The organism is Sphingobacterium rhinopitheci (genome assembly GCF_022627575.1).
In the GTDB taxonomy this organism is placed as follows: Bacteria; Bacteroidota; Bacteroidia; order Sphingobacteriales; family Sphingobacteriaceae; genus Sphingobacterium; species Sphingobacterium rhinopitheci.
Map to the genome: position 1 here is coordinate 36,482 of NZ_JADEYQ010000008.1, position 18,804 is coordinate 55,285.

17 protein-coding genes are annotated in these 18,804 nt (G+C 34.7%); 6 read left to right on the forward strand and 11 right to left on the reverse strand.

All coding sequences use genetic code 11. From position 1 onward, the window contains the following. Window positions 1–3 precede the first annotated feature (3 nt). Both IP023_RS09685 and IP023_RS09690 read left to right on the forward strand, forming a co-directional pair. Window positions 4–981: a polyprenyl synthetase family protein gene (locus IP023_RS09685; protein ID WP_241790076.1), complete on the forward strand. Its 978-nt coding sequence runs from the start codon at window positions 4–6 to the stop codon at window positions 979–981. Window positions 982–1,053: 72 nt separating this feature from the next. Next, the gene (locus IP023_RS09690) at window positions 1,054–1,836 is read left to right on the forward strand and encodes an amidohydrolase (protein WP_241790077.1); all 783 of its coding nucleotides are present in this window, start codon (window positions 1,054–1,056) and stop codon (window positions 1,834–1,836) included. A gap of 11 nt (window positions 1,837–1,847) precedes the next feature. Here IP023_RS09690 and IP023_RS09695 read toward each other — a convergent pair whose 3' ends face one another. Beyond that, on the reverse strand, window positions 1,848–2,243 hold the full coding sequence (locus IP023_RS09695) for a hypothetical protein (protein ID WP_241790078.1): 396 nt from the start codon (window positions 2,241–2,243) through the stop codon (window positions 1,848–1,850). 120 nt (window positions 2,244–2,363) lie between these two features. Between IP023_RS09695 and IP023_RS09700 the strand changes: the two genes are divergently transcribed. Then, window positions 2,364–2,798 (forward strand): MarR family winged helix-turn-helix transcriptional regulator, encoded by a 435-nt coding sequence (locus IP023_RS09700; protein WP_241790079.1) that lies wholly within the window; start codon window positions 2,364–2,366, stop codon window positions 2,796–2,798. A gap of 34 nt (window positions 2,799–2,832) precedes the next feature. On the opposite strand, the gene IP023_RS09705 is transcribed toward IP023_RS09700, so the two are convergent. The 4 genes from IP023_RS09705 to IP023_RS09720 form a co-directional block, all read right to left on the reverse strand. Continuing rightward, complete coding sequence (locus IP023_RS09705) at window positions 2,833–4,389, reverse strand: FMN-binding glutamate synthase family protein (RefSeq protein WP_241790080.1); 1,557 nt, start codon at window positions 4,387–4,389, stop codon at window positions 2,833–2,835. A 130-nt stretch (window positions 4,390–4,519) separates the two neighbouring features. Next, on the reverse strand, window positions 4,520–5,287 hold the full coding sequence (locus IP023_RS09710; protein WP_241790081.1) for a Rossmann-like and DUF2520 domain-containing protein: 768 nt from the start codon (window positions 5,285–5,287) through the stop codon (window positions 4,520–4,522). A gap of 2 nt (window positions 5,288–5,289) precedes the next feature. Continuing rightward, the gene (gene ccsA / locus IP023_RS09715; protein ID WP_241790082.1) at window positions 5,290–7,764 is read right to left on the reverse strand and encodes a cytochrome c biogenesis protein CcsA; all 2,475 of its coding nucleotides are present in this window, start codon (window positions 7,762–7,764) and stop codon (window positions 5,290–5,292) included. Window positions 7,765–7,783: 19 nt separating this feature from the next. Beyond that, window positions 7,784–8,188, reverse strand: coding sequence for a cytochrome c maturation protein CcmE domain-containing protein (locus IP023_RS09720; RefSeq protein WP_241790083.1), 405 nt, complete (start codon window positions 8,186–8,188; stop codon window positions 7,784–7,786). Window positions 8,189–8,331: 143 nt separating this feature from the next. Here IP023_RS09720 and IP023_RS09725 point away from each other — a divergent pair, with 143 nt between their 5' ends. Then, window positions 8,332–9,267: a lipid A-modifier LpxR family protein gene (locus IP023_RS09725; RefSeq protein ID WP_241790084.1), complete on the forward strand. Its 936-nt coding sequence runs from the start codon at window positions 8,332–8,334 to the stop codon at window positions 9,265–9,267. Here IP023_RS09725 and IP023_RS09730 read toward each other — a convergent pair. Beyond that, entirely contained in the window at window positions 9,264–10,487 is a 1,224-nt protein-coding gene (locus IP023_RS09730; protein WP_241790085.1) for a dicarboxylate/amino acid:cation symporter, read from the reverse strand. The two genes, IP023_RS09725 and IP023_RS09730, sit on opposite strands and share 4 nt — an antisense overlap. Before the next feature lie 113 nt (window positions 10,488–10,600). Between IP023_RS09730 and mnmD the strand changes: the two genes are divergently transcribed. Then, complete coding sequence (gene mnmD / locus IP023_RS09735) at window positions 10,601–11,266, forward strand: tRNA (5-methylaminomethyl-2-thiouridine)(34)-methyltransferase MnmD (protein WP_241790086.1); 666 nt, start codon at window positions 10,601–10,603, stop codon at window positions 11,264–11,266. Between the two features lie 59 nt (window positions 11,267–11,325). On the opposite strand, the gene IP023_RS09740 is transcribed toward mnmD, so the two are convergent. Genes IP023_RS09740 through rsmI form a run of 4 tightly spaced genes read right to left on the reverse strand, consistent with a single transcriptional unit; the run spans window position 11,326 to window position 15,564 of the window. Beyond that, window positions 11,326–12,462, reverse strand: coding sequence for a cysteine desulfurase family protein (locus tag IP023_RS09740; RefSeq protein WP_241790087.1), 1,137 nt, complete (start codon window positions 12,460–12,462; stop codon window positions 11,326–11,328). Window positions 12,463–12,481: 19 nt separating this feature from the next. Continuing rightward, window positions 12,482–14,107: an apolipoprotein N-acyltransferase gene (gene lnt, locus IP023_RS09745; protein ID WP_241790088.1), complete on the reverse strand. Its 1,626-nt coding sequence runs from the start codon at window positions 14,105–14,107 to the stop codon at window positions 12,482–12,484. 7 nt (window positions 14,108–14,114) lie between these two features. Then, entirely contained in the window at window positions 14,115–14,861 is a 747-nt protein-coding gene (locus tag IP023_RS09750; protein WP_241790089.1) for a PH domain-containing protein, read from the reverse strand. A 37-nt stretch (window positions 14,862–14,898) separates the two neighbouring features. Beyond that, window positions 14,899–15,564, reverse strand: coding sequence for a 16S rRNA (cytidine(1402)-2'-O)-methyltransferase (gene rsmI / locus IP023_RS09755; protein ID WP_241790090.1), 666 nt, complete (start codon window positions 15,562–15,564; stop codon window positions 14,899–14,901). A 459-nt stretch (window positions 15,565–16,023) separates the two neighbouring features. Here rsmI and serS point away from each other — a divergent pair, with 459 nt between their 5' ends. Then, window positions 16,024–17,295, forward strand: coding sequence for a serine--tRNA ligase (gene serS / locus IP023_RS09760; RefSeq protein WP_241790091.1), 1,272 nt, complete (start codon window positions 16,024–16,026; stop codon window positions 17,293–17,295). Window positions 17,296–17,362: 67 nt separating this feature from the next. On the opposite strand, the gene IP023_RS09765 is transcribed toward serS, so the two are convergent. Beyond that, window positions 17,363–18,751, reverse strand: a complete 1,389-nt coding sequence (locus IP023_RS09765; RefSeq protein WP_241790092.1) for a LutB/LldF family L-lactate oxidation iron-sulfur protein — start codon at window positions 18,749–18,751, stop codon at window positions 17,363–17,365. Between the last annotated feature and the right edge of the window lie 53 nt (window positions 18,752–18,804).

Below are 18,804 nucleotides of genomic sequence, written 5' to 3' on the forward strand. Positions count from 1 at the left end.
AGTATGTTTGGAAATCCAGTATATTCAGAAATTATCGATTCTGCATTAGAAAGTGCAGAGTTTCCTTCTTCTCCTGAAAATTTATATGCCCCTGTGCGTTATATTCTTTCGTTGGCAGGTAAGCGTATCCGTCCACAATTAGTTTTTCTTGGAGCTGATATTTTTGGACATACAGATGTCGCTAGTCTTTTACCCGCTTCCAAAGCAATTGAGTATTTCCATAATTTCTCTCTAATTCACGATGATATTATGGATAAAGCACCTCTTCGAAGAGGTAAACCTACGGTACATAAACGATGGAATGACAATATCGCTATACTTTCGGGTGATGCTCTTTTAGTGAAAGCTTATGAAGAGTTAGCGAATTGTCCGATTGAGGTTGTTCCTTCATTACTCAAAGCATTTAATAAAGTTGCGCTGGAAGTATGTGAGGGACAGCAATTAGACATGGACTTTGAAGAACGTAATAATGTATCTGAAGAGGAGTATATCGATATGATTCGTTTAAAAACATCAGTTTTGTTAGGTGGCGCATTGGAAATAGGTGCCATTATAGCAAAAGCGACATTCGAAAATACACATTATATATACAATTTTGGCGTAAATCTAGGTATTGCTTTTCAATTGCAAGATGATATATTGGATGCTTTTGGTGATCCTCATTCTTTTGGTAAACAAGTAGGTGGCGATATTATTGTTAATAAGAAAACTATCTTACATATTCTATTGAAAAAATCATTGCTTGAAGCAGATGTAGATAGTTTTAATGCTATTATGTCCATGAAATCTGATGTTTCCTCGCAAAAAGTAGAAGGTATGTTAGGCTTGTATGATAAATATGATATCCTAAAAGCTGCAAATTCACTTAAAGAGTATTATACGGCGCAGGCATATACAAATTTGAAACAAATTGATGTCCCTGAAGGTAGTAAATCACAGTTATTTGACTTAGCGGACAAATTAATGTATCGATCGCGCTAAATTACTTTCAGAAAATTACTTTTTTTTATTTATATTGGACTCAAACAAAACATCATAGTATTTAAATTATTAATGGAACCTATCAAAATCACTATATTTCAAGCTTATTTATTTTGGGAGAATGTCGAAAAAAATCTTCAAAATTTAAGCTTACGCTTATCTAATTTGAAAGAAAAAACTGATTTGATAATACTTCCTGAGATGTTTAATACAGGTTTCTCTATGAATGTAGAGAAATGTGCGGAGCGCATGGATGGACAGACGATGCGTTGGATGTTCAATACTTCTAAGTCTTTTGGCTGTATGGTAGCTGGTTCATTGATGGTGGAGGAAAATGGTAATTATTTTAACCGTTTTGTATGGATGTCTCCAGATGGAAGCTATGTGCATTATGATAAAAGGCATCTTTTCGGTCTAGGAAGTAGTAAAGAAAATGAAGTCTTTACAGCAGGTACTGATCGCATCATGTTGAAATTGAAAGGTTGGAAGATTTGTCCTATGATTTGTTATGACTTAAGATTCCCTGTCTGGTCTAGAAATCAAACAGAAGGATATGATTTACTTGTTTACACAGCAAATTGGCCTGATAAGCGCTCCTCACACTGGAGGTCTTTAATTCCTGCTAGAGCTATTGAAAATTTATCCTATGTGATCGGTGTAAATCGAGTAGGGCATGATGGGAATGAGATTTATTATTCTGGCGGTTCTATGTGTATATCTCCTGTCGGTGATGTTATTTATTATAAACCCGAAGATGAGGATTTATATACATTTACGTTGAATCCTAAAGATTTAATTCAAGCTAGAGAAACATTTCCATTTTTAAATGACGCTGATAAGTTTTCGATTTTATAATTAACGAACTGTTATTTATAAGGACGATCTAATATAGCGGCCTGTATTACTGCTTGTCTGAAATTGAATTCAAATGCTTCTTCCTCAACAGTCTGTTTTTCAGAAGTTATAGTTTGCTTCTGTTTTTGGGAAACCATAGCTCTTCTTACTTCTTCTGGGATTTCATCTGCTCTATTATCATAATTTCTATTAATATAAGAGTTATCTTTTTTATTACTTGTTACAGTATTAGGAATCATCGTTTTTGGATCCTTTTCCAAAACCGTCTCCATATAGGTTTGTGGCATCGGGATCGGCCGTTGATTAGGGATTCTTTTTTTAGCTTTTTTTATCTCTTCTTTATAATTCGAATATATTTTGTATATTATTGAACCAATAAAAATAATGACAATTAAGAAATTTTCCATTCCTAAAGATAATTAATAGGGAATGAATAAAAGAATATTAAAATATTATTTGGAAAATGGGAGATTATTTCTTTACTTGCATAAACAACCTAATTAATAAAAAATCTAAATATGATTAATATGGAAATTACAGATGAGTTTTTTTCATTCTTGTCCGGTAAAGCTTCTACTGCTATATCTAGACGTTTGCAACGAAATTTAAAGGTAACGGGGATGCCTTGTTGTATGACATCAGAGCAATGGAGTATAATGTATCATTTGTGGCAAGAAGAGGGACTGACACAACAGGAATTAGCGCATTTCACCTATCGTGACAAGCCAAGTATAACACGTCTTATTAATAACCTGGAGAAATTGGGCTTGGTAATTCGTGTTAATGATAAGCAAGATCGTAGATCAAATTTAATCTACCTAACGAAAGAAGGTAGAAAAATGAAAGATGTAGGCCTTGAACAAGCTAAGAAAACACTTTATGAAGCACTAGAAGGAGTTGAAGAGGAAAACCTAGTGATAGCTCAGCAAATATTAGGAAGAATATTTCAAAACCTTAAATAAAAAAATGCGCTAAATTAATTAGCGCATTTTTTATTTAGTCTAAAAACTCTTCTTTAGCAAAGGAATTTTCTTTCTTATTGAGTTTACCTGTATTTTTAAAATATATTTCTTGGAAACTAAGTGTTCGGATGCTATCTACTTTTCTAAAGAATTTGGATGCATTAACATCGTCCAGTGTTTTGAAGCCGCAAGCTTCCATTATTTCTACCGTAGCACGTAATGTATTACGATGAAATTGTGCGACACGTACATATTTATCTTCCACATCAAGGCCCTTATACAAATGAGGTTTTTGTGTTGCTACACCAACTGGACATACATCTTCATTACATTTTAAGGCTTGAATGCAGCCCAATGCGAACATCATTCCTCTAGCACTATAACATGCATCTGCACCTAAAGCAATAGATTTTAATAAATCAAAGCCTGTAACAATACGGCTTGAAGCTATTACTTTAATATGCTTTTTTAAACCAAAATTAATTAATGTCGTAGTAATAAATGTTAAGGCATCATATAATGGCATACCTAAGTTGTCGGTAAACTCAAGAGGTGCAGCACCAGTACCACCTTCAGATCCATCTACAGATATAAAATCTGGAAAAATCTGTGTAGTTTGCATCGCATTACATATCTCTATAAATTCTTGTTGATCACCAATACAAATTTTAAAACCTACTGGTTTGTAGCCTGATAATTCTCTTAATCGTTGAATGAATTCCATCATTTCTATAGGATTAGAGAATGCGCTATGTGCAGGAGGTGACATCACATCTGTGCCTGGTGTTACGTGACGTATAGCAGCTACTTCTGGTGTATTTTTAGCCGCAGGTAAAATACCTCCATGTCCAGGCTTAGCACCTTGCGATATTTTTAGCTCAATCATTTTGACGTAAGGGCGATTTGCCTTTTCCGTAAATAGAGCATCATCAAAATTACCTGATTCATTACGGCAGCCAAAATATCCGGTACCTATTTGCCAGATTAAATCTCCACCATTGATATGGTAGTCACTGATACCACCTTCCCCGGTATTATGTGCAAAATTTTGTAACGCAGCACCTTTATTAAGCGCAGTGATCGCTGTTTTACTAAGTGCACCATAACTCATCGCTGAAATATTATATACACTAAGGCTATAAGGTTGTTTACATAGGCTATTTCCCACCATCGTTCGAAGGTCGTGATTTTCAATATGCGTAGGGAAAATGGAATGGGCCACCCATTCATTACCTATCGCTTGTGGATCACTTTGCATACCAAAAGCAACAGTTTCCCTTTGGTTTTTTGCACGTTGATATACAAGAGAACGTTGTCTTCTGTTGAAAGGTCTACCATCGGTATCTGATTCCCAAAAGTATTGTCTTAATTCTGGACGTATTGATTCGAAGATGTAGCGAAAATATCCTATTAAAGGATAGTTTCTAAGAATTGCATGATGTGTTTGTATGCTATGATAAATAGCTATTAATAATAATGGGAATGGAATGATCAACAGCCAAAACCATTGTGGGGTAAAAATAATACCAAAAGATATGATTATTAAATTTACTATTGTTATTAATAATAGGATTAATTTTCTTACTGCCATAATATAAATAAGGTTTTATTCATAGTTAACATGATTATAATCTGTTTGTTTTCAATTTAGATGCAAAATTAGCAAGTAATTTTGGAATAAGTCAATCGTTTGAATTTTTAGTGTATTTTCAAATAAAGCGCTATTTCTGTCTGCTTTTTATAATTAAATCACTCATTATTTGATATATTTCAGATAGCGTATTTGAATAACTTAAGAATTTTAAATGCGTAGCCATTGTACTTTGATCATTTCTTGTTGCAGGGCCAGTTTGTGTGGCTCTAGGTGGATTTTTTTGAACCTTCATAGCAGTCTCCAAAATGATAGGTTTCATAAGATCAAAGCTCAGATTTTCTTTTTCAAGGATAGAATGTGCAACTTCAAAAAGAGCATTAGAAAAGTTGTTTACAAAGACAGCAGATATATGTAAGGCCAATCTTTGGTTACTATTGCATGGGAATGTTTTCGGTGCTATCTTTTGCATCAATGACAATAATAAAAGTTCTACTTCTTTCGTATTTCCCTCAATAGCAAATGGTATTTGTGCTAGGTCGTAAGGTATATGCTTATTTAGACTTTGGACGGGATAAATGATACCATGGTTAGTAAATCTATACAATACTGATAACGGAGTAGCACCAGAGGTATGTACTACTATACCTTTGATATTATTTGGCATCTCCTCTATTACAGTAGAGATATAATCGTCAGAAATAGCGATTATATATAAGTCAGCATCTAGATAAAGTTCATCTAATGAGTCAATGGCAGTAGATGAAACGACATCAGCCAATGCTTTTGCATTGGCTGATGTTCTATTATAAATTTGTCTAATTTCGTGGCCTAAGGCATGAAAAGCTTGCGCATAATGTGTCGCTATATTTCCAGCTCCTAAGATTACTATTGTCATATTTATGATTCTATATTTGCTTCTCGCTTGCCGTCTTTTACTCTTCTGTATATCGCCATACAGAAACCGACAGTCATTACAATTGTTCCAACCCAGAAGAAATTAATGTAAGGGAATTTAATAGCTTTAAAAACAATCCATTTTTTCTCTGGAAGTGGTTTTTGATAAACCATTATTTCTAACTTATCTTTAGCTGGTAAAATGTTAGAAAAGCGGAATTTTAATCCTTGCTCAGATACATCTTTGTTAAAGTCATATGCATGTCCATCTTTCAATAAGAAAATAGGTTCGGCATTATATTCTTTGTTATCACTAGATATTACTTTAATCTTTAATCCGACGATAACATCTTTTTCTGCTAAAGGTATATTTTCTAATTTGGCTGATTTGTTAACGCCCTCAATAATATATATACCATTTCTATAACGTAGAGTATCTCCAATATTTACTTGATATGTTGCAGGTTCATCATAATCTTCAAAGCCTGTTTTTTCTTCTTCATTTAAATTAGAAATGGGAGCCTGTGAATCAGCTGAAGCTGCTGTTATCAATGTGTATACATCGTGTGTAAAGTAGTGTTTTGTCGCAGGAGTACCTATTAAACCACCCATCGCTGGATTGTTTTGCGCAAATGGGCTCAATACAAATTCCTCTAACACTTTACCACTTTCTTCATCTATATTTTCATATTTGATATGGTAAAATACATTTGGTGGTGCTACACTATCACCTATATACGTAATTTTATAATTACCCATTTGTACAGGTTCTCCTTCTGTTAAGAAAAGATTCTCTCCAGGATCGGTAAACTTATCACCTTCTTTACCAAAGTTCTTAACACCTATATAGCCTGTTTCATTAAGTGAAATTACTTCATTGGTCGCCGCTGCTACCAAAGCACCTAACACTAATAATCCAAATCCAATATGTGAAACGGCTGAACCCGTTAATCGCCATTTTCCTTTAAATGCATCAGCTAAAATGCTAATATTAGCAATGATTGAAAATACAGCAGAAAATGTAATAAGAATGTACATTACATTAGTATATACTTTCATGACGTATATAGCTATTGCTGCTATTATAATACTTACAATCAGGGAAGCTAATGTTGCCGCCCAGAATTTTTTTGAATCTGTACGTTTGTATTTTAAGAATTGGGCAACTGCAGATAATAATAAAATAACAACTGCAAATGCTCCTTGCCATTTATTGTAGTGACTGATTGGATCAATTGGAGGAGCTACATCGGTCCCAAATATTGCATTAAAAACTGGAATAGATGTAGTAGAAATCATTTGAACACATGCTACAGTAAGTACCAAAGCACCTATAAATAGCCAAAATTCACGCGAGTATATATCCTCTTCTTTTTTTGTAGAAGGTAGTTCTTTACGTCTCCATATTAGTAACCCTATCATGATCACTAAGAATGTCAGGTTAAACCAAATCAATTGGCCTGACATACCTAAACTTGTAAACGAGTGTACAGATGTTTCACCTAATATACCAGAACGTGTTAAGTAAGAAGCATAGATTACCAATACAAAACTAATCAATGATAATAGCGTGGCCGAAAAATATCCGTGACCAGAGTGTTTATAAGCCAATATTACGTGAACAGCTGCGATCAATGTAAACCAAGGAATAATTGATACATTTTCTACAGGATCCCACGCCCAAAAGCCACCAAAGTTAAGTGCTTCATAAGCCCAGAATGACCCCATTATGATCCCTGTTCCCAATACCATTACCGCAAATAATGCATATGGTAATCCTGGTGTCAACCATTCTTTGTATCGTCTAGTCCAAAGACCAGCAGCAGCATACGCAAAAGGAACAATCATCGACGCAAAACCTAAGAATAAGGTTGGCGGGTGAATTACCATCCAATAGTTTTGAAGCAAAGGATTCAATCCTCTCGGTCTGATCATCGATAGGTAATTCGGATCACTAAATATAGGTGCTTGTAAAGCATCCCTTAATAAAATGAATGGTGAACTGCCTAAACGTGAACCAAATATTTCAACACCTATAAGCATACTTGCTAAGAATGTTTGACAAAGCATGACAAATGTCATTACTGGTGCTTCCCAACTTTTTGATCTAAATACCAAAACGGCACCTAAAATAACTTGCCAAAACATCCATAACCAAAAACTCCCTTCCTGGCCTTCCCAGAAGGATGATATGATGTAGTGTGTAGGTAAATTTTTATCAGAATGCGCAAAAGCATAGTGATATTCAAAAAGGTGATTGTAGATAATGTAAAATAGCGTAGCACCAATTACCAATATTGAAAAGGCATTAGTGAAAAAGCCAATACGACCGAGTGTTTTCCAGGATTTTTCCTCTGGATTATTTGTCGCAAAGAAGTAACTAACTAATGATAGAATAGCTGCTCCAAATGATAGTACTACAAAAAATTGACCTATTTGTCCAGGCAGAAGGCTTTCCCCAACGTAATTGACGTCCATGAATGATGATGATTAATAATTATAAAGAAGCTGTTGTAGCTTCGATTACTTCGACTTGATCTTGATTGTATTTTGAGGGACATTTCATTAATATTTTAGTAGCATGAAATTGATCACCTTCCATTTTACCTGTTAGAACTATTTGTTCTGAGCGCTCGATGTCTTGAGGTTTTGATCCATTGAACACAATTTTACATTCTGTACTGTCATTGTCATACATATAAAACGTAAAAAGATTAGCATCTTTCACTGGATCGTAATCTAATTTTTTCTCCTTGTTTAAGACTCCAACAACATATAGTTCCGTTTTTTTCTCTTTCGCTTCTTTAAAAGTCGAATATGTACTTGAGTCAGTATAAATTACCAAAATCATTGCTATGGCTAAGGCAATAATAGCCATTAAGATAATTGAACTTTTTTTCATATTTTTTTCGAACTAAACCAATTACAAAACTACAAAAAGGTATTCTAATGAAGGAATTTTACAAATATTACAAACTATTTAGAGTAATTCTAAATAATGTAGAACGGAAGTTATATCTTATATTTACATATTAAGTGTACTTTATGAAATTCCTTTTTTGTAATTGGCTATTAATTCTTTTCTTTTTGTCTTTTTCGGCTAATTCGCAGGTTAAAAATAGCTCTTTCCAATTATCGTTAAAAAATGATAATGATGTTTATTTATTGGAAAGATCTGATCGTTATTATACAAATGGAGTTTTTGTAGACTTTTTGATGAAGTTGAGTAAAGATACTTCAAAGTCTACTATGTTAGCTATTGAATTCGGTCATCGTCTTTATACTGGTGTTAAGAATGAAAAAGATAATAAATCGTATTGGGATAGGAAATTTGCTGCAAATATTGTATTGAAATCTAGTGTGTATCGATTTATTCAGGAAAATAAAATTGTGCGGTTCAGTATACAAGTAGACAAGGTCGGTCCTACAGCGTATGGTGAAGATGTTCAGAATTTTATTCATCATTTGTTTAGATTGTATGAGATTGAGGGTTGGGAAACGGAATTACCAAATTCTATAGGTATAGATCTGGGTATTCAATATGAACAAGAATTTTTTAAATCAAGAAAAGGAAACTTTGCTATTTCTACTAATTTAAGTGCAGTAATAGGCTCGCATAATAAGCAAGCTTCTGTGGGATTGCCGTTTAGATATGGTAAATTAAAAGCTTTTAATAAATCTACTTTTACGAAGGGAAATATTAATGATAATATGGGTAACAATGAATTTTATATCTTTTATATTCCTACATTGATCTACCAAGTTAAAAATTCAATTTTCGCAGATGGTTCTTTCTTAGTTGGAAATGCCATAAGGAAGAATATATTAGCACCTATTGTTTTTTCTAATCAATTGGGTGTTACATATGCTAAAAATAATTCAGCTCTATCCTTTTCTATAACAGGTTATAATAATGAAATTAAAAATTTGAAGTACAACTACCATCAATATGGTTCCTTAAGCTATAGTTATAGATTCTAGCCCTCGAATTCTAGCTTACTTTTGGTGAATCTATCGACAAGCATCGCTGCGACTGTATCTCCTGTCGCATTTAAAACTGTCGCCAAAGGGTCAACCAATGCACCAATGATCATAATAGCAGGTACCGCTTCATTAGGTATTCCATAAACCGAAATCATCAACATTTCACCTATAAAACCACCATTGGGAATTCCTCCTGCTACCATACTTACAAGTAAGGTAATACCAACGGCAGATATTAATGTCATCGGTTCAAAGAAGTTCCAGCCTAATATAGCAAAGGCTACATAGATTTTTAGAATGGACGATATGGAAGAGCCATTTTTATATAATGTATTTCCTAATGGGATTACCACATTAGCAACACTGTCAGAAATACCAATTTTTTTGGCTGCTAAAATATTAACAGGTAAGGTTGCTAGACTACTGCATGTACTGAGTGCCGTCAAAGAGGGCGTAATATTTGCCGTCCAATACTTTTTTATTCCTTTGTTTCCATTTGCCAAAAATGCATATAATGAAAAGATAATAAAAAAGAAAATAGTGCCAAATATGTAATAAAAGGCCAAAGGTTTAGCATAGAAGCCAAATAGTTGGGGCCCAAGATCATATACTTGATATGCGAAATACGCGCCTAATCCTATAGGACCTAATTTCATAATCAAGGCTAAAAGATTTTGCATAACTTCATTGCCCGCATTTAAAAAATTAAGAAAGGCTTGGCCCTTTTCACCGCTTTTACGTACCGATATTCCTATTAGAAATGAAAATATAACAAAGGCTAATATATTTTGTCTAGACAATAAATTGGCAAATTCACCAACACTAACAAAACGGACGATTCTGTCACCCCAAGGCTCATTATTAGTGGTCGAAATAGCCGTCGAAATAGCTGTAGGATCTTTTATTGCTGTAACTGGGAAAAGGTACAATCCGGCTATCGTTAAAATGGCTGCTATGGCTAATGTTACAATAAATACAGCAGACATGATACGCAATATATTGCCCAATTTATTGTTACTTTCAATATTTGCGATTGAAGATGAAATGGAAAAAAATAATAATGGGATAACAGCGACAAATAATAAGTTTAAGAAGATATCACCTAACGGTTTAATTAATGGGACAGCATTGGGGGCGAATAATCCAATAAGACTTCCTAATATAATACCGCCTAAAAGTAAAATAATACTACTATAACTCTCAATTATTGTTTTCATGACTATAATATCTTAAGCTAAAGTAATGCTTTTTTAATAAATAGTGTCTATTTTTATTATAGGAATGGGAAAATGCTCGCTTATATCTTGTAATTTTATCAAAAATTTGTAATATGGATTATGTAATTACTGGAGACGGATCGAAAACACTATACAATGAGCAGGTAGGGGAGCATTATCACTCCAAACATGGAGCATTGCAAGAAGCAAAGCATGTATTTTTGAAGTCTGGATTGCAATTTTCTCTAATTCAGGAGCCTAGAAATACTGTTTCTGTCTTGGAAATTGGATTTGGTACAGGGTTGAATTTTATTTTGACGGCTGATTATTGTGTTGCTCAACATATAGCATTAGATTATTGTGGAATTGAAGCTTTTCCGCTCGATTTATCTGTTATAGAGCAAATGGAATATAATAATTTTGTAGCTGAGAATGTATGGGATGACTTTGTTTCTAATTATAATATGGCACTCAAGGGTGAACATAAAATTAATCAAGCTGTATCCCTTCAGATAGCACACCAAAAAGTACTGGACTTTCAAATCGACAAGTTATTTGATGTGATCTATTTTGATGCCTTTGCGGCAGTCCATCAGCCCGAGATGTGGTCGGATGAAACATTGGCACATGTAGCTAAGTTTCTTAAACCGGGTGGTATATTTGTTACTTATGCTATCACAGGAAATCTAAAACGCAGTATGAAAGCACTGGGTTTCTCTATAGAAAAAGCACCAGGTGCACCTGGAAAAAGAGAAATGCTTAGAGCGATTAAGTACTAAGCATTTCATGGCCATTATATCTATGTGAGTCAAGATTCTTATTCGTGAATTAATTACGATTAGAATGTTGATTCACAGATTTCTTTCAATTTAGTTACTACATGGTCGATTTCCTCTTTTGTGTTTAATTTACTGAAAGAAAAACGAACAGAAGGTCTGTCTGGATCGGATTTTAATCCTTGTAATACGTGAGATCCAATCGCTGAACCCGAGCTACATGCAGATCCTCCTGATGCAGATATGCCTGATATATCTAGATTGAATAGTAACATATCACTCATGTCGGTGCATGGTAGGGATACATTCAATACCGTATACAATGAGTTGCTAGGATTGATATCTCCATTGAATTGCACATCAGGGATAGCCTTTTTCAATTCATCAATCATATATGTTTTAAGGCCCTGAATATAGTTATGATGTGCTTCCATATCACGATAAGCAATTTCTAATGCTTTTGCAATACCAGCAATACCGTATACATTTTCAGTACCTCCGCGCATATTACGTTCCTGAGCTCCACCATATATCAATGGTTTTATTTTGGTATCTCCATTGATATACAAGAAGCCTACGCCTTTGGGACCGTGAAATTTGTGCCCTGCTCCTGTAATAAAATTGATTTTTAATTCCGATAGATTGTGCGGATAATGTCCCATCGTCTGAACAGTATCAGAATGTAAAACAGCATTATATTTTTGACATATTGCAGATACTTTATGTAGATCTGTAATATTACCGATTTCATTGTTAGCATGCATTATAGAGACGAATGTTCTAGGATTTTGTGCTAATAACTCTTCTAAATGTGTTAAATCTATACTTCCTTTTTCGTCAAGGCGTAGTAAATCAAGATTAATCTTACCTTGTTTTTGCTGTTCTTCTAGCGTATGCAGTACAGCATGATGCTCGATAGGAGATGTGATAGCATGTGTAATACCTAAATCTTGGATAGATCTTACAATAGCCATATTATCTGCTTCTGTACCACCTGATGTAAAGAATATTTCTGATGGAGAAGCATGTAGAAGGTTGGCAATTGTTTTTCTTGCTTTTTCTACTATTGTTTTGACTTGTCTTCCATGGGAATGGATCGATGATGGATTACCGAAATCATTCTGCATAGTTGCTAGCATTACCTCAATAACTTCTGGGTCAATGGGGGTCGTAGCGGCATTGTCTAAATATACTTGCATAATGCAAAAATAAAGATTGTTATCTATTATTACTATTAACTTTTGATTTTGGTAGTATTATAAGCCCTAAAGCCAATAAACATCCTAAAAGGCCAATATAAACAACTAAATCTCCCGATTTGGTGTAAAAAGTGATCTCTTCGTTCAGATTTATTTCTTGACTAAGCGCAGTAGGAACCCACCATGATGTTTTTTGTATGATATCCCCCCTTTGATTGATAAATCCAGAGATTCCTGTATTTGCCGAACGCGCTACCCATCTCCGGTTTTCGATGGCGCGCAATTTAGCATATTCTAGGTGTTGATCCTTACCTGAGGTATTTTTCCACCATCCATCATTTGTAACAATAGCAATAAATTGTGCTCCTTGTTTTACGTACTGGGTCACGTAATCGCCCCAGATAGATTCATAACAAATGACGGGTGCTACACCAATACCACTTTGGCTATAAAATACGGAGGGAATGCTATCTGAACCGTAACCACCTGTTGTACCACCAAATTGAGCAAACAAGGGTTTCATAAAATCTAACGCTTTATTAAAAGGTAATTGTTCTACGCCGGGCACTAATTTGGATTTATGATAGAACTGTAATTTACTCGATCCATCGATTAGGACAGCAGCATTATAACTTTCTAAGAATTTATCTGCAAATGGACGTGCTGTATTTGTTTTTTGATTAATATATAATTCATAACTTTCAATTCCTGAAAGTACATTGCCATTATGATAATTTTCTAAAAAAAACTCTATTCTATTATAAGCAGCATAATCCCTAAAGTCGGCTTCATTGATACCGCTTTCATTAGATATAGCTGTCTCGGGCCAGATAAAGAACTCTGTATTGGGCTTTGCTACAGATTCAGATAGCTGAATTAAATTTTCTATTTGTTCTTGTGAACTAATAGATCCAAATTTTTGATAAGGATCGATATTTGGCTGGACAACGACTACTTCCGAAGGATTTATATATTCTTCATAACTAAAATATTGTACCAAAGAAATGCCGATAGGGATAATGATAATACTTGCTACCGCAATATTTAGTTTTATAGCGGAGATAGCCTCGATCTTCTCCTTGTATTGCCAGTATGCAAGAAAAACTAGGACATTTGTTGCCCATATCCAAAGTGTACCACCATATACACCTGTAAAACTATACCATTGTATGAGCTGATGGAAGTTAGCAAAACCATTACCTAGTGTCATCCATGGGAAAGCTAAATCCCATGTTTGATGTAAGTATTCATAACCTATCCATAAAGAAATCAGTCCTATAAAACTCCATGTTATATTTCTCGTTTTGCGTAACTCATAATATAATCGGAATACTAACCCCATTAATAAAGGAGCAAGACAAAATGGAATCAAAGCAATCAAGAGGGCAACAACGGTTGGTAAGAATGCATTCATAGCATTGAAAACCCAATAAATAGAAGCTGTATTCCAAACAACACCCGTTAGGAAGGAAGTCCAAAATATTTTGGTTCCTTTTTTTTCATAGTTGCTACGAATTATATTTTCTATAGCAATCAGCAAAGGAACAAAACCCACTAATAGCAGTAAGCTACTATAGGGGATAGGAGGCCAAGCCAACCAAAGAATAAAGGCACTCAAGAGTGCCAATAGATAATTTTGTTTCACGTGATAATTATAACTGTTCTAAAATATCTGCTTTTTTATTTTCATATTCAGACTGTGTAATCAGCTGTTTGTCGTAAAGATTCTTCAGTTTTTTCAACTTGATAGTAATCTCGTCTTCAACCTCTTCTAAAGGTATTTGTGGTCTTGCTATTTCTACTTTAGCTTCTACAATCGGGCTTTGGATTGGAGTGCTGGGGGTAGGATTTACAACAGGCCTAACAGGGGCAATAGGTGTAGGCTCTTCTACCTCCATTGTGATCTCCTGTTTTGTTTGTTTATATTGTTCTTGAACCGTAACAGCAGGCTTAGGCGTTCCCTGTGGAGGAGCTATTGGCGATTTATGGATAAATGAACCTTGATTTTCTTGCTTACTGCTTTCTAATGCATCTTTTATCAGTTGAAAAAGTTTTCTAGCTTGCGTCTTTGGTATATAGTCAATACTCAAGTTTTCTCCTGTAGAAGGGATGACAGTTACTTTAGAGCCAAATATTTCTTCTTTGAAAGCGATATCTTTAATTTCCTTCCAACTGAATATTTCAAAATTAGTACTTAAACCTAATTTTGTAAATTCACATAAGAATATTCTACGGTTACTAATGATGATAGAATCTGGTAAAAGAGTCACAGCAGGTTTTTTCTGCATAGCGATATATTTTATAGACTCACCATTGGTAAGCATATCTTCTATTTTACCATATATCTTTTCTACCACTTTAGGGTCTTGCCCGTCTTGTATATAGTTGTCTAAACTCATTGTTTCTACAGTATATTATGTTTTATAATAAAGATAATTATTCTAAGCCAGCTACACAAAAGACAAACTCTCCTTTAACAGGATTGTTTTCAAAGTGCTCTTTTAGCTCAGTAAGTGTACCACGTACATTCTCTTCGTACAATTTGCTTAGTTCGCGAGAAATCGAAGCCTGTCTTTCTCCACCAAAATAACCGATAAACTCTTCTATTGTTTTCAGAATACGGTGTGGCGATTCGTAAAAAATCATAGTTCTTTTTTCTTCTACCAATTGTTTCATACGTGTTTGTCTTCCTTTTTTAACGGGAAGGAAACCTTCGAAACAAAATCTGTCATTGGGCAATCCTGAATTTACCAAGGCTGGAACAAAGGCTGTCGCACCAGGTAGACATTGTATATTGATACCTTCTTTTATGGCTTCACGAACCAATAAAAAACCGGGGTCTGAGATGGCAGGAGTACCTGCATCAGATATCAATGCGATCTGTTGCCCTTCTTTCAGAAATTTGATGATTTCGGATACCGCTTTATGTTCGTTGTGTTGGTGATGTGCAAATACCTTTTTATCTATACCAAAATGCTTTAACATAGGTGCAGATGTACGGGTATCTTCAGCCAAAATTAAGTCGACTTCCTTCAATATGCGTATCGCACGGAATGTCATGTCTTCTAAATTACCTATCGGAGTGGGTACTAAATATAGCATATTTCAAAGGTAAGGATTTTTTAGTTTATCAAATTCTTTATTGAAGAATATGATATTTCATTTATAATTAATCATCTTGCGATCTAATATAACCACCCTAAAACACGAACTATTCTATATACTATGCTAGTAGAGTTATTATGATGTATGACTACAAAATTGGTTGCCAAAAAAACAGCTAATTTCATTAGCCTTAGCCTGCTTCTTGCAATAATTTTAACAAATGTCCGAATAGATTATTAAGTATACGCAGCGCATTTTTGCGTATAGCTAGTACGGTAACTTCGACTGTAGAATACGGAAAGCATAAATAGTATTATGTACTTATAATGTTATACTTGGAAGATGTTTATTACTAATAATAGGTTTACACATCGCTTTTTATGGTTACAAAATCATATAATCGTCTATTTTGTACTTTACAGTTCTTATCTTTGTGTTAGTAAAACTCAAAATTATATGTTGCAGTTAAATTATATCCGTGAAAATAGGGATGCGGTGATTGAAAGATTAGCCGTTAAAAATTTTAAAGATGTAGCTTTGGTTGACGAAATCATTAGCTTGGACGAACAACGCCGTAAGATTCAAAATGAATCAGACGCCATTGCTGCTGAAGCAAATTCCTCCGCTAAGCAAATTGGTGATTTGATGCGTCAAGGCAAAAAAGATGAAGCAGAAGCTATCAAAGCGAAGTCGTCCGGATATAAAGAGCAAATAAAGCAATATACAGAACAATTGAATGAGGTGGAAACAGCATTGAATGACAAGATTGTTCAATTGCCAAATTTGCCACACGCTTCAGTTCCGGTAGGTGTGTCGGCTGATGATAATGAAATCGTATTGACACATGGTACTGTTCCTGATTTAGGAGACAATAAATTGCCGCATTGGGAGTTATTGACAAAGTATGATATTGTTGATTTGGAGCTAGGTGTAAAAGTCACGGGAGCAGGTTTCCCTGTGTACAAAGGTAAAGGTGCGCGTTTGCAACGTGCTTTAATAAATTTCTTCTTGGATCAAGCGGCTGAGGCAGGATATTCGGAAGTACAAGTGCCTATCATGGTCAATGAAGCATCAGCTTTTGCGACAGGTCAGCTACCTGATAAAGAAGGACAAATGTATCATGTCGGTAATGATGATTTGTATTTAATTCCTACAGCAGAAGTACCTGTTACCAATTTGTATCGTGATATAATCGTAAAAGAGGAGCAATTCCCGATTAAGCACTGTGCATATACACCTTGTTTCCGTCGTGAAGCAGGATCATATGGTGCGCATGTACGTGGATTGAATCGTTTGCACCAATTTGATAAAGTGGAGGCCGTACAAATAGTACATCCAGATAAATCTTATCAAGTGTTAGAAGAGATGAGTTTATATATTCAAGGCTTGTTGCAAAAACTAGAATTACCTTACCGTGTATTACGTTTGTGTGGTGGCGATATGGGCTTTACTTCGGCATTGACTTATGATATGGAGGTTTATTCTGCTGCACAAGAGCGTTGGTTAGAAGTTTCTTCAGCATCAAATTTCGAAACATATCAGTCTAATCGTTTGAAAGTACGTTTCAAAAATGAAGAAGGCAAAATGCAATTAGCACATACATTGAATGGTTCTGCATTAGCATTGCCACGTATTGTAGCTTCTATATTAGAGAACAATCAATCCGAAAAAGGTATTAAAATACCTGCGGTATTAGTGCCTTATACAGGATTTGAGTATATTGATTAATATTATCTTTTAGATTTTTAATAATAAAAAAAACGAGATGCTTTAATTTGCATCTCGTTTTTTTATGTTAATCTTTATTTTTTTGTTGTTCTTTCCATTGTTTGGTGAAAGATTTATCTGCAAATTCAGGTAATTCTCTTTTATCTCCCCAAGCTTTTTTGAAAAAATTGCGCATGATAAAATTCTTAAAACGGCCACCAAAAAAATCCAACCAGCGACGCTTTTTTACAACGGTAGTATATCCTTTCCATATTTTTTCTTCCGAAGCAGGTGCTAAGCCTTCGTCGACTGCGTCTTTACGATTCAATAATAGCATCTTTTGGATATCAATATTTACAGGGCATACTTCTGTGCATTTGCCACACAATGTAGATGCATTCGATAGGTGTTTGAATTCCTTCATACCATTCAAATGTGGTGAGATAAGTGAACCTATCGGACCTTGATAGGTGGTCTCGTAAGTATGGCCACCAATGTTTTGATAGATTGGACATACATTGAGGCACGATCCACAGCGTATACAATACAAACCTTGGCGTTGTTCTTTTTTAGCCAATAGATTGGTGCGCCCATTGTCTAATAGAACGACGTACATTTCTTCTGGGCCATCTGTTTCATTAGCTTTACGAGGACCTGACAATATGGAGTTATATACCGTTAGATTTTGCCCAGTACCATGTGTAGCTAATAAAGGCCAAAATAAATCCAAATCTCCAATAGAAGGAATGATCTTCTCTATCCCAACGACAGCAATATGTACCTTTGGAAAGGTCGTTGTTAGACGTGCGTTACCTTCATTTTCAGTAATAGCAATACTACCTGATTCAGCAACTAAAAAATTAGCACCAGTGATGCCAATATCTGCAGTGTTGTATTTATCACGCAACAGCTCGCGCGCTTTCATCGTAAGCTCTTCGGCAGTAGCTTCTAGTGGGGTGTCAAATTTCTCATGAAAAAGCTTGGCAATGTCTTCTAAGCTTAAGTGCATTGCCGGGGTTACAAAATGATAGGGCTTGTGGCCCAACAATTGTATGATATATTCACCAAGGTCGCTTTCTACCGAATCAATACCTTTTGTTTCAAGAAATTGATTTAACTCAATTTCCTCCGTAGCCATTGACTTTGATTTTATAACGGAAGATGCATTGTGTTTTTCGAAGATCTTCCAAATTTCTTGACGCGCTTCTTCTGCATCATTAGCCCAAATCACTTTTCCGCCTTGTGCGGTAAAATTTGTTTCAAACTCGACTAAGTAACGGTCGAGATTTTCCATTACTTTCCATTTGATTAGATTCGCTTTTTTCTTGGCATTTTCTAAATCGTGAAATTTACTTTTACCCTTTTCAAAGGCTGTATTATATTTGTCAATATTATTAGTAATAATATCGCGATGACGCAAATCAAAGGAAATGGTCGAGCTATCTTCTAAAAATTTATCTGCATTTGATTGCGACATGTTTTTTATCTTCTTATTTAGATGCGAAAAATAAAAGTTAGTGATAATTAAAC